Below are 21,305 nucleotides of genomic sequence, written 5' to 3'. Positions count from 1 at the left end.
CATGACTACCCTGACCGACAAGATCCGTCCCCGCCGCGATTCCGGCGCCCCGGAACCCAAGCCGCTCAAGCTGCCCAAGGTGCACACCCGCAAGACCACCGGCGACTGGGTCATCCTGTTCATCGCCATCATCATCGGCCTGTTCATCGCGATCCCGTTCGTGATGATCGTGATCAACTCCTTCAAGTCTCCGGCCGACTACAACAGCTCCGGCCCCCTTGCCCTGCCGAGCAACCTCTACTTCGACGGCATCATCAACTTCTGGACCAGGGTCAACTTCCCGGAGAAGCTCTGGAACAGCGTCGTCATCTCGAGTGTCGTCGCCGTGGCCGCCGTGCTGCTGTCGATGTTCAACGCCTACGCGATCGGGATCGGCCGCATCCGCGGTCGGACCTGGATCGTCGTCCTCATCCTGCTCGCCAACATGGTGCCGCAGGAGGCCCTGCTCTACCCGCTCTACTTCATGTTCAAGCAGGTCGGCCTCTACGACAACATCTGGGCCGTCATCATCATCTTCACGGTCATCCAGAGCGCCTTCGGCACCTACCTGCTGTCGAGCGTCTACGGAACCTTCCCGAAGGAACTCCTCGAGGCGGCCTCCCTCGACGGCGCGAGCCGCTGGCAGATCCTCTGGCGCGTCGTCTACCCGATCAGCCGGTCGACCCTCGCGGTGCTCCTGATCTTCTTCTTCATCTGGACCTGGAACGAATTCCTGATCCCGTTGACGTTCCTGGTCAGCAACGCGAACCAGACGGTCCCGGTCGCGATCAGCGTGCTGCAGGGCGATCGCCTGATGGACGTCACCACCACGAGCGCATCCGCATTGCTCGGCCTGCTGCCGACGCTCGTCTTCTTCCTCATCTTCCAGCGCACGCTGACGCGTGGCATTACCGCAGGAGCAGTCAAGTAATGAAGTTCACCGATGGATTCTGGCACGTGCGACCCGGTGTCACGCCGCTCTATGCGCAGGAGGCGTACGACCTCGAGGTCGTGCCCTGCGCGACGGGTGACGGCGACGCACTGCGGATCGACGCCCCCACCAAGGTCATCGCCCACCGCGGCGACGTGCTCAACCGTGCCCTGCTCTCGGTGACGCTGTCCTCCCCGCTGCCCGGCGTGATCCGGGTGCGGGTGGCCAAGAACACCGGCGGAGCCACGGAGCCCGGGTTCGAGCTCGACGGCGCCGTCACCGGCAGCGGCATCGTGTCCGTCGACGCGGACGGTGGGACGGTCACGAGCGGCCCCCTGACCGCGCGCATCGACAGGGGGAGCCCCTGGAGCCTCCGCTTCGAGGCCGACGGGCGCACCCTGACCGAGAGCGGGCCGAAATCGATCGGCTACCTGCAGCTCGCCGACGGCGCGCCGATCGCGGCGGAACCCACCGGGGTCTCCGGCGTCACGGAGACCGGGCTCGCCCCCGCATCCGCTTACGTGCACGCGCGGCTCGGGCTCGGCGTCGGCGAACTCGTCTACGGTCTCGGCGAACGCTTCGGCCCTCTCGTGAAGAACGGCCAGACCATCGACATCTGGAACGCCGACGGCGGCACCTCGAGCGAGCAGTCCTACAAGAACATCCCGTTCTACCTCACCAACCGGGGCTACGGCGTGCTCGTCAACCACGCAGAGCACGTCTCCTTCGAGGTCGGCACCGAGTCGGTCGAACAGGTGCAGTTCTCCGTCGCCGGAGAGTACCTCGAATACTTCGTGATCTACGGGCCGACGCCCAAGGACGTGCTCGGCCGCTACACGGAGCTGACCGGGCGCCCGGCCCAGGTGCCGGCCTGGTCGTACGGCCTCTGGTTGTCGACCTCGTTCACGACCCAGTACGACGAGGCGACGGTCAACTCCTTCATCGACGGCATGGCCGAACGCGACCTGCCGCTCTCGGTCTTCCACTTCGACTGCTTCTGGATGCGCGAATTCAACTGGACCGACTTCGAGTGGGACCCGCGGGTGTTCCCGGACCCCGAGGGGATGCTCGCCCGCCTGCACGGCAAGAACCTGCACGTGAGCGCCTGGATCAACCCGTACATCGCCCAGCGCGCCCCGATCTTCGCCGAGGCCCAGGCGGCCGGCTACCTCGTGAAGAGGGCTGACGGCTCCGTCTGGCAGTGGGACTTCTGGCAGGCAGGCATGGGCCTCGTCGACTTCACCAACCCGGATGCCGTCACCTGGTTCCAGGGCAAGCTGCGGCACCTGCTCGACCAGGGCGTCGACGCCATCAAGACCGACTTCGGCGAGCGGATCCCGCTCGACGTGGTCTGGCACGACGGTTCAAGCCCGGAGCGGATGCACAACTGGTACACCCAGCTCTACAACGCCGCCGTGTTCGAGGTGCTCCAGGAGCACCACGGCGTCGGCGACGCCGTTCTGTTCGCGCGCTCCGCGACCGTCGGCGGCCAGAAGCAGCCGGTGCACTGGGGCGGGGACAACTCCTCGAGCTACGAGTCGATGGCGGAGACGCTGCGCGGCGGGCTCTCGCTCGCCCTCTCGGGCTTCGGGTTCTGGAGCCACGACATCGGCGGCTTCGAGGGCATGCCCAATGCGGCCGTGCTCAAGCGCTGGCTCGCCTTCGGCCTGATGTCGAGCCACTCCCGCCTGCACGGCTCCACGAGCTACCGGGTGCCGTGGCTCTTCGACGACGGCACGGAGGAACCGGGCCAGAGCGCCGTCGACGTCACCCGTCGCTTCACGAAGCTCAAGCTCTCGCTGATGCCCTACCTGTACCAGGTCGGCCTCGAGGCGCACCGCACCGGCATCCCCTTCATGCGACCGATGCAGATCGAATTCGCCGGCGACCCCGCGGTCGACTATCTCGACCGCCAGTACCTGCTCGGCCACGACCTGCTCGTCGCTCCCGTCTTCAGCGAGGCCGGCGACGTGTCGTACTACCTCCCCGCCGGGACGTGGACGAACTACCTGACCGGCGAGACCGCGGCCGGACCGGCCTGGCGCCGCGAGACCCACACGTTCGACAGCATTCCGTTGTGGGTGCGGGAGGGTGCTGTGCTCGCGACGGGCGCCAGGGACGACCGGCCGGACTACGACTACACCGATGACGTCCTGATCACGGTCTATCCCGGCGGCGACGCCACCAGGACCGTGCTCGTGTCGGATCCGCTCGGCGATTCCGTCGTGACCTTTACGATTGTGGAAGACGGCGACGGGGTCACGGTGCAGAGTGACTCGGACGCCGCGTTCCGCGCCAGGCGCGCGGGAGGCGACACCTCAGCATCCGCGAATCGAAAGGCCACCCTCTCATGACCGATTCCCGCCAGGGCAACCCGGACTACCGCGACTCGGGGCTGGAGTTCCCCGCCGGATTCGTGTTCGGTTCGGCGACGGCCGCGTACCAGATCGAGGGTGCCTTCGATGAGGATGGCCGCGGCCCGTCGATCTGGGACACCTTCAGCCACACGCCCGGCGCGATCCTGAACGGTGACACCGGCGACAAGGCGAGCGACCACTATCACCACCTCGAGGAAGACCTCGACCTGATGCAGCGGCTGGGCCTGCACGCGTACCGGTTCTCGATCTCGTGGTCCCGGATCCAGCCCACCGGCCGCGGCCCGGTCAACGAGAAGGGCCTCGCGTTCTACGAGCGGCTCGTCGACGGGCTGCTCGAGCGCGGCATTCGTCCGATCGCGACGCTCTACCACTGGGACCTCCCGCAGGCCCTGGAGGACGAGGGCGGCTGGACCAACCGCGAGACCGCGTACGCGTTCGCCGAGTACGCGCGGATCATGGGCGCGGCTCTCGGCGACCGGATCGACACCTGGACGACGCTCAACGAGCCGTGGTGCTCCGCGTACCTGGGCTACGGCTCCGGGGCGCACGCGCCCGGTCGAACCGACGGTGCGGAGGCGTTGACCGCGGTCCACCACCTCAACCTCGCGCACGGGCTCGCGATCATGGAACTCCGGAAGGTCGTCACGAACGACCCGGACTTCTCGATCACGCTCAACCTGCACGTCGTGCGAGGCGAGGGCCCCGGTGGGCCAGAGGCCGTTCGGCAGATCGACGGCCTCGGCAACCGGGTCTTCCTCGGCCCGTTGCTGAAGGGCGAGTACCCGGCGGATGTCCTCGCCGACACCGCAGCGATCACCGACTGGTCCTTCGTGCGGCCCGGCGACACCGAGATCATCCACCAGCCGATCGACGTGCTCGGCGTCAACTACTACTCGACCACGCGAGTGCGGCTCTGGGACGGCGAGGCCCCGCGCCAGAGCGCCGACGGCCACAAGGACGCCGCCGGCTCTCCCTGGCCCGGCGCCGACCGGGTCGAATTCGTGCAGCTGGCCGGCCCGTACACCGATATGGGCTGGAACATCGAGCCCGCGGGCCTCGAGGAACTGCTCGTGTCGCTCAGCGAGGAATTCCCGGACCAGCCGCTCATGATCACCGAGAACGGCGCAGCCTTTCCGGACACCCTCGTGCAGGAAGCGGACGGCCCCGCCGTGCACGACCCGCTGCGCACCGACTACCTGCAGCGGCACTTCACCGCCGCACACCGGGCCCTCGCGCGCGGCGTCGACCTGCGCGGGTACCAGGTCTGGTCGTTCATGGACAACTTCGAGTGGGCCTATGGCTACTCGATGCGGTTCGGCATCGTCTACGTGGACTACGACACCGAGGTGCGCACCCCCAAGGACAGTGCCCTCTGGTACGCGAAGCTCGTCGCCACGGGAATCATCCCCGCCGCCTGATCCCCGGAGGCTGATCCCGCCGCCTGATCCCGCTACCTTTCCGGTCGAGAGTGCCCGTTTCCGCGGTCGCTCTCGACCGGAAGGGTCACTCTGGCGCGCCGGGAAAACCGTGCACGCGCACGGTTTTGCGGTTTGGTGCAACAAATTCGGTTCCGGCCCTGAATTCTCACGTTGTAATTGCCAGATCTGCGTCCCTGGCCCAAAAGAGGGGGTGACTCGGGGCCGAATCCTGTTATATGTTGGATGCGTCAACATAAGCGCGTGTCGCCATGTTGATGACAGCGTTACAAGGGGGTAATGGTGGTTTTCCTGCCGCCTCCTCGTGCGATCACAGCATTCAGAGCAGAAAGCAGATCATGACGAAAACCAAGAGGCTGTTCACGATTGTCGCTACGGGGGCCGTTGCGCTCTCGCTCGCGGCGTGTTCAACGGCCACCACATCAGGGACCGGAAGCACCACGGCAGCAATCGCGGACTGCAACGTCGGCATCTCGATGCCCACGAGAAGCCTCGAGCGCTGGATCAACGACGGCGAAGGCCTCAAGACCAAGCTCGAAGGGGCCGGCTGCACCGTCGACCTTCAGTACGCCGACAACAAGACCGACCAGCAGATCAGCCAGATCCAGAACCAGGTCGCCGGCGGGGCCAAGATCCTCGTCGTCGCAGCGATCGACGGCAAGGTACTCGCACCGGCACTCGCCGACGCGAAGAAGCAGGACGCCACGGTCATCGCCTACGACCGCCTGATCAACGGGACCGCCGACGTCGACTACTACGCGACGTTCGACAACTACAAGGTCGGCCAGCTCCAGGGGCAGTTCATCGAGAAGGAACTCGGCCTCAAGGACGGCAAGGGTCCGTTCAACCTCGAGCCCTTCGCCGGCAGCCCCGACGACAACAACGCCAAGTTCTTCTTCTCCGGCGCATGGGACGTGCTCCTGCCCTACGTGACGAGCGGCCAGCTGGTCGTCCCGAGCGGCAAGGCTCCGAAGACGAACGACGCGTGGACCACGATCGGAATCCAGGGCTGGGCGTCCGACAAGGCACAGGCCGAGATGGACAACCGGCTCTCCTCGTTCTACGGCAACGGCGCCAAGGTCAACGTCGTGCTCTCCCCGAACGACAGCCTCGCGGTCGGCATCGAAGCCTCCCTGAAGTCGGCCGGCTACACCGCAGGCACCGACTACCCGATCATCACGGGCCAGGACGCGGACAAGGCGAACGTCAAGGCCATCCTCGCGGGCACCCAGTCGATGACCGTCTGGAAGGACACCCGTACCCTGGGCGCCCAGGTCTTCACGATGATCCAGTCGATCGCGGCCGGCACAACGGTCGAGGTGAACGACACCAAGACGTACGACAACGGCAAGAAGGTCGTCCCGTCTTACCTGCTGGCCCCTGAGGTCGTCACGAAGGACCTCGTGCAGACGAAGCTCATCGATTCCGGGTTCATCAAGGCATCGGACGTCGGCCTCTAAGCCGTACCGAAGAAACCGAATTCCGTACCGACTGCGGTGGTGGCGGGGCCCTGGGCTTCGCCACCACCGTGGTCGGTACGCACCCGAACGACGTATTCGCTGACAGGAGCGACACACATGAACGGTCCGATTCTTCGGATGATCGACATCGGGAAAGACTTCAGCGGGGTCAAAGCCCTCGACTCAGTCACCCTCGAAGTCGAGCGCGGCAAGGTGCACGGCATCTGCGGTGAGAACGGCGCAGGCAAGTCGACGCTGATGAAGGTGCTGAGCGGCGTCTACCCGCACGGCAGCTACGACGGCACGATCGAATTCGAGGGGGAAGAGGCCCAGTTCAGATCGATCAACGACAGCGAAGCGGTCGGGATCGTCATCATCCACCAGGAACTCGCGCTCAGCCCGTACCTCTCGATCGCGGAGAACATCTTCCTCGGCAACGAGAACGCCACCCGCGGCGTCATCGACTGGAACAAGACCAACCTCGAGGCCGCGAGCCTGCTCGCCCGGGTCGGTCTCGACGAGAACCCGGCCACGAAGGTGCTCGAGCTGGGCGTCGGCAAGCAGCAGCTCGTGGAGATCGCCAAGGCGTTGTCGAAGCGGGTCAAGCTCCTGATCCTCGACGAGCCGACCGCGGCTCTCAACGACGAAGACTCCGACCACCTGCTCGACCTGATCGAGCACCTGCGGGGCCAGGGCATCACGAGCATCATCATCTCCCACAAGCTCAAGGAGATCCGCCGGATCGCGGACACGGTGACCGTGATCCGGGACGGCAAGACGATCGAGACGATCGACATGCACGGTCCCGACGCGACCCAGGCCCGCATCATCCGCTCGATGGTCGGCCGCGACCTCAACAGCATGTTCCCGCCCAGGGACCCGAAGATCGGCGCAGAGATCCTCCGGGTCGAGGACTGGAACGCGTACCACCCGGTGGACACCGGCAGGAAGGTCGTCGACAACGCCTCGTTCACCGTGCACGCGGGCGAGGTCGTCGGCTTCGCCGGGCTGATGGGCGCGGGCCGCACCGAACTGGCCATGAGCATCTTCGGACGCTCGTACGGCACCAACATCACCGGCCGGGTCTTCAAGAACGGCACCGAGATCTCGGTGCGCACGGTCGACGAAGCCATCCGCAACGGAATCGCGTACGCGACGGAGGACCGCAAGAAATACGGGCTCAACCTGATCGGCGACATCACCGTGAACGTCTCGGCGGCGGCGCTGGCGACCCTCGCCCGGTTCGGCGTGATCGACCGCCACCGCGAGTACAAGGTCGCGGACGACTACCGCAGGCGGATGAACATCAAGGCGCCGAGCGTCTCGTCGATCACCGGCCAGCTCTCCGGCGGCAACCAGCAGAAGGTCGTGCTGTCGAAGTGGGTCTTCACCGGCCCCGACGTGCTCTTCCTCGACGAACCGACCAGAGGCATCGACGTCGGCGCCAAGTACGAGATCTACGGCATCATCAACGAGCTCGCCGCGGCAGGAAAGGCCGTCGTCGTCATCTCCTCCGAACTACCGGAGCTTCTCGGCATCTCCGATCGCATCTACGCGATCTCCGAGGGTCGCATCACCGGCGAAGTCGCCGCGAAGGATGCCACCCAGGAAAGCCTCATGCACCTCATGACTGCGGGAAAGGACTAGACCGCAATGACCACCACCACCCCAGCCACGCGCAAGCCCCGGCTGGCCATCAACTTCCGCCAGTACGGCATTCTCGCCGCGCTCGTCGTCATCATCGTTCTGTTCGAAGTGCTCACGAAGGGCCGGCTGCTGCTGCCCGGCAACGTGAACAACCTCATCCAGCAGAACGCCTACGTGTTGATCCTCGCGATCGGCATGGTCGTCGTGATCATCGCCGGCCACATCGACCTCTCGGTCGGCTCCGTCGTCGCCATGGTCGGTGCGGTCTCGGCCATCGCGACGAACCAATGGGGCTTCCCGTGGTGGGCGGCCGTGTTGCTCGCCCTCGTCGTGGGTGCGGTCGTGGGCGCCTGGCAGGGCTTCTGGATCGCCTTCGTCGGCATCCCCGCCTTCATCGTGACCCTCGCCGGCATGCTGATCTTCCGCGGCCTCACGCTCGTCCTGCTGACCGGTGGCACAATCAGCGGGCTGCCGGACTCCTTCACGGCGATCGGCGCAGGTTGGTTGCCCGGAGTGCTGGGTGAGCTCGGCGGACGGGACACCCTGACTCTCGCCCTCGGCGCCATCACCTGCATCGCCCTCGTCGCGCAGCAGCTGCGCACCCGTGCGACCCTGCGGCGCCTCGAGCTGCCCATGGAATCCGTCGTGCAGATGGCCGTCAAGTCCGGCATTGCGGTCGTCGCGATCATGTGGCTGGCCTGGCTTCTCTCCGGCTACCGCGGCACCCCGATCATCCTGATCATCCTCGCCGTCCTGATTCTCGGCTACACGTTCATGCTGAACCAGACGGTCTTCGGCCGTCACGTCTACGCGATCGGCGGCAACCTCTTCGCCGCCATGATGAGCGGCGTGAAGACCAAGTGGGTCAACTTCTACGTCTTCGTCAACATGGGCGTGCTCGCCGGACTCGCCGGCGTGGACAGCACGGCCCGCGCAGGCGGCGCCGTGGCTTCGGCAGGGCAGAACTACGAACTGGACGCCATCGCCGCGGTCTTCATCGGCGGCGCAGCCGTTCAGGGCGGCGTGGGAACGGTCGTCGGAGCCATCGTCGGTGGCCTCGTGATGGGTGTCCTGAACATGGGACTGTCGATCCTCTCGGTGGATGCCGCGTGGCAGATGGCCATCAAGGGTCTCGTCCTCCTGCTCGCGGTCGCGTTCGACATCTTCAACAAGCGGCGCAGCGGAGGACGCTGACCCCGGGGCGCGGGCGGTAGCCTTGTGCAACACGCGCGGACGGAGGAGTACCAGGTGCAGGGAAACAACCACGACGACATCCGTCGGCACAACCTGTCGGTCATTCTGCGCCTCGTCCACCGCAACGGGCCCACCTCCCGCGCCCAGCTGACCCGCCTCACCGGGCTGAACCGGTCGACCATCGCCGCCCTCGTCGGCGAGCTCGCCCAGCTCGGCCTCGCGGGGGAGCGGGACCCGGACTCGACGAACCAGGTCGGCCGGCCGAGCCCCATCGTGCACGTGGCCGCCGCGGTCGTCGCCCTCGCCGTGAACCCCGAGATCGACGCGGTCACGATCGGGATCGTGGGCCTCGACGGCACCGTGCACCGCCGCATCCGCTACCCGACCGAGCACACCCCGAGCCCGACGGAGGCCGTCAACATCGCCGCAGCCGTCATCGACGGGATGCGCGGCGAGCTCGAGGCCCGGTTCCGGGTCGTCGGCATCGGTGTCGCCGTTCCGGGCCTCGTGCGCGCCCACGACGGGCTCGTCCGGCTCGCCCCGCACCTCGGCTGGATCGACGAACCGCTCACGGACATGCTCGAGCAGGCCACCGGGTTTCCCGTCGTGGCCGCGAACGACGCGAGCCTCGGGGCGCTCGCCGAACGCTACTTCGGCGCGGGCAAGGGCATCACCGACCTGATCTACCTGAACGGCGGGGCAAGCGGCATCGGCGGCGGCATGATCGTCGGCGGCCTGCCCGTCGGCGGCGTCGCCGGCTATGCGGGCGAGTTCGGCCACACCCGCGTGAGCGGAAGCTCCCGCGTCGACTCCGCGGGGATCACGGGAACGCTCGAGGCCGAAGTGAGCCGGGAGGAACTGCTCGCGGTGCTCGGACTCTCCGGCTCCGGCGCGGACGCCGACGAACTCGAACGCGCCCTGCTCTCGACGGAATCCGCCGAGGTCCAGGCCGAGGTGCACCGCCAGCTCGACTTCCTCGCGGTCGCGCTCGGCGGGGCGATCAACATCCTCAACCCGCAGCTCGTCGTACTCGGCGGCTTCCTCGGCGCGCTCTTCAACGCGGATCCCGAACGCCTCCGCGCGGCCGTCGGTACCTGGTCGCTGCCGTCCTCCTTCGGGAGCGTGCGGATCACCGCGGCGGAACTGGGATCGAACCTGTTGATGATCGGTGCAGCGGAGCTCGCCTTCGAGGGCATCCTCGCCGACCCGAACGGGTTCGGCGTCTCCGACTGATCCGTCCGGCGTGTCGCGGTCCGGCGGGAATAGCCGGAGGGGCGCCCGCCTTGGCACCAGTGGGCGAGAGTGTCTTTCGTCGTGTGCACCCGGGCGCACGACAGGCGCGGTGACCGTCCGGCCTGCACCCAGCATGCGTCCCAGCGCCAGCCCCCAGCACCCACAGTGAGGACACGTCCGCCGTGAGCACCGCCACCGCCCCCATTTCCGTCGTCCGGCATCCCGGAGATGCCCTGACCCGGCCGCAGCGCCTGGTCTACGTGCTCGTGCTCGGAGCCCTCACCGCGCTCGGCCCGTTCACGATCGACCTCTACCTGCCCGCGTTCCCCACGCTCGAGAGCGAACTCGGCGTCTCCGCTGCGGCCATCCAGCTCACCCTGACCGGGACCATGATCGGCTTCGGCTTCGGCCAGCTCGTCGTCGGGCCGTGGAGCGACCGGGTCGGTCGGCGCCTGCCTCTGCTCCTCGCGACCGGGTTCCATATCCTTGCCAGCGTCGGCGCCGCACTGTCCCAGGACATCGTCTGGCTCGGCGTCTTCCGGGTGCTGATGGGCTTCGGCGCGGCGGCGGGCGCGGTCGTCGCCCTCGCGATGGTGCGTGACTTGTTCGGCGGCAAGCCGCTCGTGCGGATGCTGTCCCGGCTCGCCCTGGTCAGCGGGCTCGCCCCCGTGCTCGCCCCGGTGATCGGGTCGCAGCTCCTCCTCGTGATGAGCTGGCGCGGCATCTTCTGGGTGCTCGCCGGCTACGGCGTCGTCGTCGTGGTGGCGGTCGCGTTCCTGATCGTCGAAACCCTCCCGACGCTGGAACGCCACGCCTCCGGGAACAACACACTCGCCCAGCGCTACCGGGCCGTGCTCGGCGACCGCACCTTCGTCGGGGTCGCGATCATCGGAGCGATGACCTTCACCGGGCTGTTCTCCTACCTCTCCGCCTCGCCCTTCCTGTTCCAGCAGGTGTACGCGTTCAGCCCGCAGCAGTACGGGGTGCTGTTCGCGGTGAACTCGCTCGGCATCGTCGCGGGCGTGCAGCTCTCCTCTGTGCTGATGCACCGTTTCAACGTCGCCCCGCAGTGGATCATCGCCGTATCGACGATCGTGCTGCTCACGGCGGCGATGGCGATCCTCGTGCTCGACCGCGCCGGCGCCGGCCTCTGGGGCACCCTCGTTCCGCTCTGGGTGTTCATCGCCGCGTGCGGCTTTACCTTCCCGTCGGCGCAGGTGATCGCGCTGGATGCGCACGGTCACGAGGCCGGGACCGCCGCGTCGCTGCTCGGCGCGGCCAACTTCGGGGTCGCGGGGCTGATCTCCCCGATCGTCGGACTGCTCGGGGTGGGCACCGCCGTGCCGATGTCCGCGGTCATGGGCGTGACGGCCGTTGTCTCGATCGTCGTGCTGTGGACCCTCGTGCGGCCGCGGTCGCTCGGGACGCTCGACGCGGCCTGAACCGCGCGGCCCGCGCCGGGCGCGACGTAGGCTGGACGCAGGTGCGACCTGGCACCCTGGGGACTCTCGATGCAGCCGGACCCGGCCCGCGGCATCCTGACTCGCGGGAAACCGAGCAAAGGACCCCGCCCTGACCACCGAATCACTGACCGTGATCACCGCCGCAGACCTGCGGGCGACCGGGAGGCACCCGGGTGATGCGCTGTCCCGCGGGCAGCGGCTCGTCTACGTACTCATTCTCGGCGCGCTCACGGCGCTCGGCCCGTTCACGATCGACCTGTACCTTCCCGCGTTCCCGACACTGCAGAGCGAGCTCGGCGTCTCGGCGGCCGCCATCCAGCTCACCCTGACCGGCACCATGGTCGGGTTCGGGCTCGGCCAGCTCATCGTCGGGCCGTGGAGCGACAAGGTCGGCCGCCGACTGCCGCTCATGCTCGCGGCCGGCTTCCACATTGCGAGCAGCGTCGGCGCCGCGCTCTCGCCCGACATCGTCTGGCTCGGTGTCTTCCGCGTGCTGATGGGCTTCGGCGCCGCGGCGGGCGTCGTCGTCGCCCTCGCCATGGTGCGCGACCTGTTCGGCGGCAAGCCGCTCGTGCGGATGCTGTCCCGACTGGCCCTGATCAGCGGACTCGCGCCCGTGGTCGCGCCTGTTCTCGGCTCGCAGCTGCTGCTCGTGATGAACTGGCGCGGCATCTTCATCGTTCTCGCCGGGTACGGCGCTGTCGTGATCGCCGCGGTCGCCATTTGGATCGTCGAGACCCGGCCGGTGAACGAGCGCCACCACGCCGGGCACAGCACCCTCGGCCAGCGTTACCGGGCGGTGCTCGGCGACCGCACCTTCGTCGGGGTCGCGATCGTCGGCGCGATGACCTTCACCGGGCTGTTCTCCTACCTGTCGGCATCGTCGTTCCTGTTCCAGCAGGTCTACGCGTTCACGCCGCAGCAATACGGGGTGCTGTTCGCGGCGAACTCCCTCGGCATCGTCGTCGGGGTGCAGACGAGCTCCCGGCTGATGCACCGCCACAACGTCGCCCCGCAGTGGATCCTGGCCTGCTCGACCGCCGCGCTCGCCGTGTTCGCGACCCTGATGCTCGTGCTCGGCCTCGTCGACGCCGGGCTCTGGGGCGTGATCGTGCCGCTCTGGTTCTTCATCGCGGCGTGCGGATTCACCTTCCCCTCCGTGCAGGTGATCGCGCTCAACGCGCATCCGCACGAAGCGGGCACGGCGGCGTCCCTCCTCGGGGCGGGCAACTACGGGCTCGCGGGTCTCGTCTCGCCGGTCGTCGGGATGCTCGGGGTCTCGACCGCGGTGCCGATGGCCGCGGTCATGCTCGGGACCGCGCTCGCATCGGTGTGCTCCCTGTGGTTCGTGTTGCGCCCGCGGACGGTCCCGCGCCTCGCCCACTGAGCGCGCCCGCCGGGCAGCTGCGGCCGGTGCGGACAACTGCGGCCGGTGCGGACGACTGTGGCTCGTGCACGGGAAACAGGTGTCCGTGGCGGGAACGGGTGCGGGGGTCCGCCCCGAGGTCGGCCTAACATGGCCTGATGGACGATGACAGCGCCCGCGCACCCGAGCCAGACCCTGCACCCGCCGTCGCCCCGGAAACCGCGGCGGCCCCGGCGGCGCGACGCGTCGCCCGGCGCTGGCCTCTCCTCAGCGGTCTCGTGGCGGTACTCCTTGCCGCGGGCCTCGGCGCCCTGATCGTCTTTCGCGACAACGGGAATCCGCTCGTTATCGACACCGAGTGGATGGCCGAGATCATCGAGCACCGGGCGCCGATCTGGGAGTACGCCTCGCTCGTGATGAACTTCCTCGGCGCGGGAATCGCCGGGGTCGTGATCATCCCGATCCTGATCCTGGTGGGACTGCTCCTGCTGAAACGTCCCTGGGCGGCGGGCTACTTCCTGGTGGCAACGGTCGTCAGTTCCGGGCTCGTGCAACTTCTCAAAAACCTGTTCGGCCGCGCCCGCCCTCAGGACATGCTGGTCACCAGCGATTTCGGTTCATTCCCCTCCGGGCATGTAGCGAATGCGGCGACGATGGTCGTCTGCCTCGCCCTGATCTTCCCGAAAGTGTGGGTCTGGGTGGCCGGCGCGGTCTGGGCCGTCGCGATGATGGTCAGCCGCACCTACCTCGGCGCGCACTGGCTCACCGACACCATCGGCGGCCTGCTGCTCGGCATCGGCGTCGCCGTGCTGCTCTGGGCGCCCCTCGCCGCGAAACTGGACGGCGAGCGCCGGCTGGCCCGCCGGCATCCGCCCGCCCCAGAACCGGTTCGGCACCCCTTGTGAGGCTTGTGTACCCGGGACGGGTGTTTCGGGCCGTTTGAGGCGAAAATTCCGTCGAATTGGTCGGGATGCGGGGCAGACAACGGCGGATGAGCGCGGTAGCGTCATCGAATGAGAATCCTCCTTGTCGGGGCGGGCGGCGTCGGAGACGCGTTCGCGAAGATCATCGCCCGCCGGTCGTTCTTCGAGCGGGTGATCGTGAGCGACTACGACATCGGCCGGGCGGAACGGACGATCGCCGCCGTCGCAGCGAAGTACGGTGACGAGAGCGCGGCCCGGTTCACAGCGGCCCAGATCGATGCGGGGGATCCGGACCGCGTCGCATCCGTCGCCCGGGAACACGGCGCGACGCACGTGATGAACGCGGTCGAGCCGAAGTTCGTGCCGAGCGTGTTCGCCGGGGCGCTCGCCGCAGGCTGCGACTACCTCGACATGGCGGCGAGCCTTTCCGAACCGCACCCGACCGACCCGTACCACGAGACCGGCGTCAAGCTCGGCGACGACCAGTTCGCGCTCGCCGCAGACTGGGAGACCGCCGGGCGGCTCGCCCTCGTCGGGATGGGCGTCGAGCCGGGGCTGTCCGACGTGTTCGCCCGGTACGCCGCAGACCACCTGTTCAGCGAGATCGACGAGCTCGGCACCCGCGACGGCGCCAATCTCGTCGTGCGCGACGAGTCCGGTGCCGAGATCTTCGCGCCCTCGTTCAGCATCTGGACCACGATCGAGGAATGCCTGAACCCGCCGGTGATCTTCGAGAAGGACCGCGGCTGGTTCACGACGCAGCCGTTCAGCGAACCGGAGATCTTCGACTTCCCGGAGGGGATCGGCCCGGTCGAGTGCGTGAACGTCGAGCACGAAGAGGTGTTGCTGATGCCGCGCTGGCTCGACGCGAAGCGGGTCACCTTCAAGTACGGGCTCGGTGAGGAGTTCATCGGCGTGTTGCAGACCCTGCACCGCCTCGGCCTCGACAGCGTGACCCCGGTGCGGGTGCGCAGTGAGTCCGGGCCCGTCTGGGTCGCGCCCCGCGACGTCGTCGCGGCGAGCCTGCCCGACCCGGCCACGATCGGACCCCGGATGACCGGGAAGACCTGCGCCGGGGTCTGGGTCACGGGCACAGGGGTCGACGGGGAGCCGCGCGAGGTGTACCTGTACCACGTAAGCGACAACGAGTGGACGATGCGCGAGTACGACGCCCAGTGCGTGGTCTGGCAGACCGCCCTCAACCCGGTGATCGCCCTCGAACTGCTCGCGACCGGCGCCTGGAGCGGACTCGGTGTGCTCGGTCCCGAGGCGTTCGACGCGAAACCGTTCCTCGACCTGATGAGCGCGAGCGAGGAATCCGGTGGATATGGCGAGCCCTGGGGGCTGGAAGACCGGCTGGTGCGGCCCGCTTCCGCGGCCGACCCGGCATGATCAACGGCGAGGTCTCGTTCTGGTGGAACCAGCTCGGCCGGCCGACGCAGCGTCCGCCGCTACCCGGTGCTCTCCGCGCCGACGTCTGCATCGTCGGCGCCGGCTACACCGGACTCTGGACCGCCTACTACCTGAAGAAGGCGGCGCCCGGCCTGCGCATCGTGATCCTCGAGCAGCGTTTCGCCGGTTACGGGGCCTCCGGGCGGAACGGCGGCTGGCTGACGAACTCGATCACGGGAGGACGCGAGCAGTATGTCGCCACCCACGGGCGGGACTCCGCGGCCCGGTTCCAGACCGCGATGAACGACACCGTCGACGAGGTGATCCGGGTCGCCGCCGCCGAGGGCATCGACGCCGACATCGTCAAGGGCGGCGAGTTCACCGTTGCGTGCGACGTGCCCCAGCAGCGGCGGCTCGAGGCGAGCGCCCGGGCCGAACAGGAGTGGGCGGAAACGGATGTCGAGCTCCTGACGGCTGCGGAGGCATCCGCTCGCGTGAACGTCGTCGGAGCCACGGGAGCGATGTGGCACCCGCACTGCGCTCGCATCCACCCGGCGAAACTCGCCGCCGGACTCGCCGGGGTCGTCGAGGCACTCGGCGTCGAGATCTACGAGGACACCACCGTGACCGAGATCACGCCGCACCGCGCGGTCACGGCGCGCGGGGTCGTCGCCGCCGACGTCGTCGTGCGGGCGACCGAAGGCTTCACCGCGGGACTGCGCGGCCTGCACCGGGCCTGGCTGCCGATGAACTCGTCGCTGATCGCGACGGCGCCGCTCGCGCCGGCGGTCTGGGAGAGCATCGGCTGGGACGCTTGCGAGACCCTCGGCGATATGGCGCACGCCTACATGTACGCCCAGCGCACCGCCGACGACCGCATCGCGATCGGCGGCCGCGGGGTGCCGTACCGGTTCGGGTCGCGGACGGACTCCGACGGGCACACCCCTGCGGGCACGGTTGACGCGCTGCGCGGCATCCTCAACCGGTTCTTCCCCGCGACGACAGGGGTGACGATCGACCACGCCTGGTCCGGCGTGCTCGGGGTTCCTCGGGACTGGGCCGCGACGGTCGGCCTCGACCCGGCGACCGGGCTCGCCTGGGCGGGCGGGTACGTCGGAACCGGGGTCGCGACCACGAACCTGGCCGGGCGCACGCTGACCGAGCTGATCCTCGCGCGGGCCGCCGGGAACGCACCGGGCGGTGCGGCCGGTGGTGCGGCCGGTGCTGCGGCCGCGCTGAGTGAGCTGCCCTGGGTCAACCATCGGGTGCGGAACTGGGAGCCCGAGCCGCTGCGCTGGCTTGCGGTGACCGGGCTGTATCGCGCGTACGGGATCGCGGACCGCGCCGAGCACGGCGGCCGCCGCACGACGACCTCGCCGCTCGCGACGATCGCCGATCGCGTCTCGGGCCGAGGCCACTGAACCGATTCGACGGAGTTCTTGGGTGTCGAACGCGTGGGAGCGCGGTCGCGGCGGACGCCCTGGGTCGGGCCGGCCGCGGATGTGGTCTACTCGAGGCATGAACGTTCCGCCGGCGCCCCGTGCGCCCGATGCTCCCGCCGAAACTTCCGCCGAGACCCTCGTGGCCGCATACCGGGTCGCGCTGGCCGCGGCCGACGCGGCCGCGGTGAGCGTGCGTGCGGCGCGCCCCGAAGACCTGCCCGCGGTCGTCGCGCTCTTCGAGCGCACCTGGGGTGCCGGACGCAGCCCGGACGCCTCCCTCCTGCGCGCCCTCGACCACGCCGGTAACACGGTGCTCGTCGCCACGAGTGACGCCGATGCTGCACCCGCGTTCGTCGGGGCCGCACTCGGCTTCCTCGGCTGGACGGGCGGCATCCACCTGCACTCGCACATGACGGCCGTCGCCCCCGGGCTGCGCGGCGGCGGGGTCGGCTACGCGCTCAAGCTCTTCCAGCGCGCGGTCTGCCTCGAGCACGGCGTCGACGAGATGCGCTGGACCTTCGACCCGCTGATCCGCCGCAACGCGCACTTCAACCTCGTGAAACTCGGGGCAGAGGTGACCGACTTCCACCCCGACTTCTACGGGCGACTCGACGACGCGATCAGCGGCAGCGACCGCAGCGACCGGTTCGAGGTGCGCTGGCGCCTCGACTCGCGTCGGGTGCGTGCGGCGCTCGCCGGTTCCCCGCGGCCGCAGTGGAGCAGCGCCGAACCGACCCGCGACGGGCTGCCCGCCCCAGAACCCCTGCGGCTCGACCCTGACTTCGAGCGACTCCGCGACGACGCACCGGATGCCGCGGCCCGGCAACGCACCGACTCCCGCGTCGTGTTCGCCGAGGCCTTCTCCCGCGGCCTCCGGCCCGAACTCGCCGGCGACTCCTGGGTGTTCACCTCCCGCCCCGCAGACCCCGCCTGACCCGCCTCGCCCCGCCCTATCTCCCCCCGACACGCCGCCCTTCGTGCGCGTGTGTTCCGCGAGAGCGCACTTGTGGCCCTTAAACCCGAGGTTTAAGGGCCACAAGTGCGCTCTCGCGGCCGGGATTTTGGCGCACGGATCGCGTGTGGGACTAGGATCGCGCCATGAATCCGAGCGACGCCGCCGATCACCTGTCCGAACTCCAGGCCGCAGCCGAGGCCGCGGTCGCCGCGGCCCGCCAGGCGCAGGCCGACGCCGAAGCCGCCCTCGCGAGAGTGCAGGCTGCGGCCGTTCAGGAGCAGGCGGATGCCGCGACGGCGACCGCCCAGACCGGGTCCGGCCCGGCGGCACCGGTGCCGGCACCCGCGGCACCCGCGGCGCCCGCGGCACACGCAACACCGCTCACGGCCGCCCAGGTCGACGTGATCCGGGCCGGCTACGCCTTCAGCGGGCCGGCGCTCGAGATGGGGGCCCTCGTCAACGGCGACGCCCTCGCCGACGTGCCGATCCGGATCCCGCTCGCGATGACCAACCGGCACGGCCTCGTCGCCGGCGCCACCGGAACCGGCAAGACCCGCACCCTGCAGGTGCTCGCCGAGCAGCTCTCCGCGCACGGCGTGCCCGTGTTCGCCGCCGACATCAAGGGCGACCTGTCCGGGGTCGCGACCGCGGGCGTGCCGAACGACAAGCTGCTCGCCCGCACCCGCGGCATCGGGCAGGACTGGGCCGGCCAGGCCGCCCCGACCGAGTACTTCTCCCTCGGCGGCACCGGCCGCGGTGTACCGGTGCGCGCGACCGTCGCCGGGTTCGGCCCGCTGCTCCTCAGCAAGGTCCTCGGCCTCAACGACACCCAGGAGTCCAGCCTCGGCCTCGTCTTCCACTACGCCGACCAGGCCGGCCTGCCGCTGCTCGACCTCACCGACCTGCGCGCGGTCCTGAGCTTCCTGACGAGCCCGGCAGGCAAAGCCGAGCTCGCCGGGCTCGGCGGACTGTCCCCGGCGACCGTCGGCGTGATCCTCCGCGAGCTGATCACCTTCGCCGACCAGGGCGCCGACGTGTTCTTCGGCGAGCCCGAGATCGACACCCGGGAGTTCCTCCGCACCGCGCCGGACGGCCGCGGCGTGATCAGCCTGCTCGAGGTGCCCGGCGTGCAGAACCAGCCAGCGCTCTTCTCGACGTTCCTGATGTGGCTCCTCGCCGACCTCTACAACGACCTGCCAGAGGTCGGCGACCTCGACAAGCCCAAGCTCGTGTTCTTCTTCGACGAGGCGCACCTGCTCTTCGCGAACGCCTCCAAGGACTTCCTCGCGTCGATCACCCAGACCGTTCGGCTCATCCGCTCGAAGGGAGTCGGCATCTTCTTCGTCACCCAGACCCCCAAGGACGTGCCCGGCGATGTGCTCGCCCAGCTCGGCTCCCGTGTGCAGCACCAGCTGCGGGCCTTCACCCCGGACGACGCCAAGGCGTTGCGGGCGACCGTCTCGACGTTCCCGAACTCCGGTTACGACCTCGAAGAGGTGCTCACCGGGCTCGGAACCGGCGAGGCGATCGTGACGGTGATGAACGAGAAGGGCGCCCCGAGCCCCGTGGCCTGGACGCGGCTGCGCGCGCCGCAGGGGTCGATGTCTCCGACTGCGGATGCCGCGATCGAGTCGGCCGTCGCGGCCTCGCCGCTCCTGGCGACATACGGCGCCGCGATCGACCGGGAGTCTGCGCGGGAGATCCTCGCGACCAAGCTCGAGGCGGCGAACCGGGCCGCGGCCGAGCAGCAGGCGGCAGAGCAGGCGGCGCTCGATGCGGCGAAGGCGGCCGCGGAGCGCGAGAAGGCGGACAAGGCCGCCGCCGCGCAGGAGGCGAAGGATGCGCGGGCCGGGGAGCAGGCCGACCGGAAGGCGCAGGCCGAATACGACCGGCTGATGCGGCAGACCGCGGGCCCGGCGCGCACCCGCACGAGCGCGAAGCCGCAGAAGAGCGTGCTCGAGGAGGTGCTCGGGTCGTCCGTGACGAAGTCGATCCTGACCGGGGTCGTTGCCGGCATCTTCGGAACCCGCCGCCGGCGCTGAGCCGCCGCCCGGCATCCGCTCAGCTTGTGTGGGAGGTGTAGCGGCGCTCGAACCAGTAGAGCAGCTCGGGCCGGGACCGGTTGAGGTCCTGCAGCGTCATCGGTTCGGCGACCCGCACGATCGGCGCGTCGAGCTGTTCGACGATCATCTCCATCGCCCCGCGCGAATAGAACTGGCCGCGCATCCGCAGCAGCAGCCGGCCGTCGAGTCCCGTGATGAACAGCTGCGGGTGCGTGTCGAGCGCGCCGCTTTCGTAGAGGTCGAGCAGCACGATGGTCCCGATCACGGACTTGTCGTAGCTCGTGACCCTGCCCAGGAAGCCGCGTTCGGAGACGCCGTCCCTGTCGACCCAGATCACGGTGCGGAAGAACGCGATCGCGGCGAGAACGCAGATGGCGACGAGGATGATCTGGCCGACGAAAACCGGTCGCCAGGAATCTGTCGGGATCGTGAGCCAGTAGAGCACGGCGGAAACCGGGGCGACGAGGGCGAGCACGGACAGACCGGACTGCCGGAGCAACCGGCCGTGCGGTCTCAGAGCGTGCGCCCGAATGAGCGGTCCCCCAGTGACTTTCACCTTAAGCGTTCCCCCTAGCCGGTGTACCCAGATTATCGCGAATGAGAGAGCGTGCCGGATAGCCACCTTAAAGGGGACAGCACGCCGCACCCCGGTGCCCGGGTGCGTGCGGGCAGACGCCGGAACCGGGCGGCACGAGGGGATCGTGCCGCCCGGTTCCGGGTGGAGGCTGCGGTGCAGCCGGTCGTGCGGGCCGGGTCAGCGGCCGAGGATGCCGCCGAGGTCGATTCCGGTGCCGGTGCCGTTCGTGGCGCCGGTGCTGCCGGAGCCGCTGAGGGCACCGTCGACGATGTCGCTGACGCTCGCACCGATGTCATCGACCGACGCCGAGGTGCCGTTGCCGGCCGGAGCGGTGACAGGAGCGGTGACGGGCGCGGTCGTGTCGGTGGTGAGCGGAGCGGTCAAGGGAGCCGTGACCGGGGCGGTCACCGGAGCAGTGACGGCCGTGTCGTTGCCGGAGGCGACCGGGACGTCGTTGCCGGACGCGACCGGGACGGAGGTGCCGTTGCCGATCGAGGCGCCGTTGCCGACGGAGTTGCCCGAGACGACCGGGCCGGAAACCAGCGGGGCGTTCAGCACTCCGCCGCCGAGGGCATCCGTGCTGGTTCCGTTCGCGCCGGACCCGTTCAGGCCGGACCCGTTCGCGTCGATGCCGCGCAGCGCGTCGTTCAGCAGGCCGAAGTCGACCGTGTTGGCCAGGCTGCTGCCGTCACTGCCCGAGGGGGAGACCGTACCGGTTTCCGCTGCCTGCGCCGGGGCGACGAAGCCGCAGACGATGAGTGCGGATGCCGCGACTCCGGTGATTCCGAATGCGGTGAGACGCTTCGTGATGGTGTTCATGAGAGCTCCATTTCGTAGTTCTGGTCCGGCCTCGGGTATTCCCCGGG

At 69.0% G+C, this 21,305-nt stretch carries 16 protein-coding genes; 14 read left to right on the top strand and 2 right to left on the bottom strand.

Annotated elements, in window-relative coordinates; all coding sequences use genetic code 11:
• The first annotated feature begins 1 nt into the window (after window position 1).
• The 14 genes from E3O50_RS11125 to E3O50_RS11060 all read left to right on the top strand — a co-directional run bounded on the left by E3O50_RS11125 (window position 2) and on the right by E3O50_RS11060 (window position 19,841).
• Window positions 2–910, top strand: coding sequence for a carbohydrate ABC transporter permease (locus tag E3O50_RS11125; RefSeq protein ID WP_134446850.1), 909 nt, complete (start codon window positions 2–4; stop codon window positions 908–910).
• Window positions 910–3,264: an alpha-xylosidase gene (yicI, locus tag E3O50_RS11120; protein WP_134558036.1), complete on the top strand. Its 2,355-nt coding sequence runs from the start codon at window positions 910–912 to the stop codon at window positions 3,262–3,264. Before E3O50_RS11125 ends, yicI begins: the two co-directional genes overlap by 1 nt.
• Window positions 3,261–4,706, top strand: a complete 1,446-nt coding sequence (locus tag E3O50_RS11115) for a GH1 family beta-glucosidase (RefSeq protein ID WP_134558035.1) — start codon at window positions 3,261–3,263, stop codon at window positions 4,704–4,706. The genes yicI and E3O50_RS11115 overlap by 4 nt, the downstream gene beginning before the upstream one ends.
• A gap of 356 nt (window positions 4,707–5,062) precedes the next feature.
• Window positions 5,063–6,184: a multiple monosaccharide ABC transporter substrate-binding protein gene (gene chvE / locus E3O50_RS11110; protein WP_134446856.1), complete on the top strand. Its 1,122-nt coding sequence runs from the start codon at window positions 5,063–5,065 to the stop codon at window positions 6,182–6,184.
• Between the two features lie 117 nt (window positions 6,185–6,301).
• The gene (gene mmsA / locus E3O50_RS11105) at window positions 6,302–7,831 is read left to right on the top strand and encodes a multiple monosaccharide ABC transporter ATP-binding protein (protein WP_134558034.1); all 1,530 of its coding nucleotides are present in this window, start codon (window positions 6,302–6,304) and stop codon (window positions 7,829–7,831) included.
• Window positions 7,832–7,837: 6 nt separating this feature from the next.
• Window positions 7,838–9,025 (top strand): multiple monosaccharide ABC transporter permease, encoded by a 1,188-nt coding sequence (gene mmsB / locus E3O50_RS11100; protein ID WP_134558033.1) that lies wholly within the window; start codon window positions 7,838–7,840, stop codon window positions 9,023–9,025.
• 54 nt (window positions 9,026–9,079) lie between these two features.
• Entirely contained in the window at window positions 9,080–10,258 is a 1,179-nt protein-coding gene (locus E3O50_RS11095) for an ROK family transcriptional regulator (RefSeq protein WP_134446862.1), read from the top strand.
• A 182-nt stretch (window positions 10,259–10,440) separates the two neighbouring features.
• Entirely contained in the window at window positions 10,441–11,700 is a 1,260-nt protein-coding gene (locus tag E3O50_RS11090) for a multidrug effflux MFS transporter (RefSeq protein WP_241975173.1), read from the top strand.
• A gap of 151 nt (window positions 11,701–11,851) precedes the next feature.
• On the top strand, window positions 11,852–13,108 hold the full coding sequence (locus tag E3O50_RS11085; RefSeq protein ID WP_241975172.1) for a multidrug effflux MFS transporter: 1,257 nt from the start codon (window positions 11,852–11,854) through the stop codon (window positions 13,106–13,108).
• Between the two features lie 137 nt (window positions 13,109–13,245).
• Entirely contained in the window at window positions 13,246–13,992 is a 747-nt protein-coding gene (locus tag E3O50_RS11080; protein ID WP_134558032.1) for a phosphatase PAP2 family protein, read from the top strand.
• 108 nt (window positions 13,993–14,100) lie between these two features.
• Window positions 14,101–15,402 (top strand): saccharopine dehydrogenase C-terminal domain-containing protein, encoded by a 1,302-nt coding sequence (locus E3O50_RS11075; RefSeq protein WP_134446866.1) that lies wholly within the window; start codon window positions 14,101–14,103, stop codon window positions 15,400–15,402.
• The gene (locus E3O50_RS11070; RefSeq protein ID WP_134558031.1) at window positions 15,399–16,823 is read left to right on the top strand and encodes an FAD-dependent oxidoreductase; all 1,425 of its coding nucleotides are present in this window, start codon (window positions 15,399–15,401) and stop codon (window positions 16,821–16,823) included. Before E3O50_RS11075 ends, E3O50_RS11070 begins: the two co-directional genes overlap by 4 nt.
• Before the next feature lie 97 nt (window positions 16,824–16,920).
• On the top strand, window positions 16,921–17,778 hold the full coding sequence (locus E3O50_RS11065) for a GNAT family N-acetyltransferase (protein ID WP_134558030.1): 858 nt from the start codon (window positions 16,921–16,923) through the stop codon (window positions 17,776–17,778).
• 164 nt (window positions 17,779–17,942) lie between these two features.
• Window positions 17,943–19,841, top strand: coding sequence for a helicase HerA-like domain-containing protein (locus E3O50_RS11060; protein WP_134558029.1), 1,899 nt, complete (start codon window positions 17,943–17,945; stop codon window positions 19,839–19,841).
• A gap of 19 nt (window positions 19,842–19,860) precedes the next feature.
• Here E3O50_RS11060 and E3O50_RS11055 read toward each other — a convergent pair whose 3' ends face one another.
• Together E3O50_RS11055 and E3O50_RS11050 are read right to left on the bottom strand one after the other, a co-directional pair.
• Entirely contained in the window at window positions 19,861–20,337 is a 477-nt protein-coding gene (locus E3O50_RS11055) for a hypothetical protein (protein ID WP_134558028.1), read from the bottom strand.
• A gap of 279 nt (window positions 20,338–20,616) precedes the next feature.
• A complete protein-coding gene (locus E3O50_RS11050; protein WP_134558027.1) occupies window positions 20,617–21,258 on the bottom strand; it encodes a hypothetical protein in 642 nt (213 codons plus the stop codon).
• Window positions 21,259–21,305: the final 47 nt, after the last annotated feature.

The sequence above is a fragment of the Cryobacterium sp. MDB1-18-1 genome, from assembly GCF_004402735.1.
GTDB lineage: Bacteria > Actinomycetota > Actinomycetes > Actinomycetales > Microbacteriaceae > Cryobacterium > Cryobacterium glucosi.
Note: the sequence above shows the minus strand (reverse complement) of the source record. Positions and strands in the feature narration are given on the sequence as shown.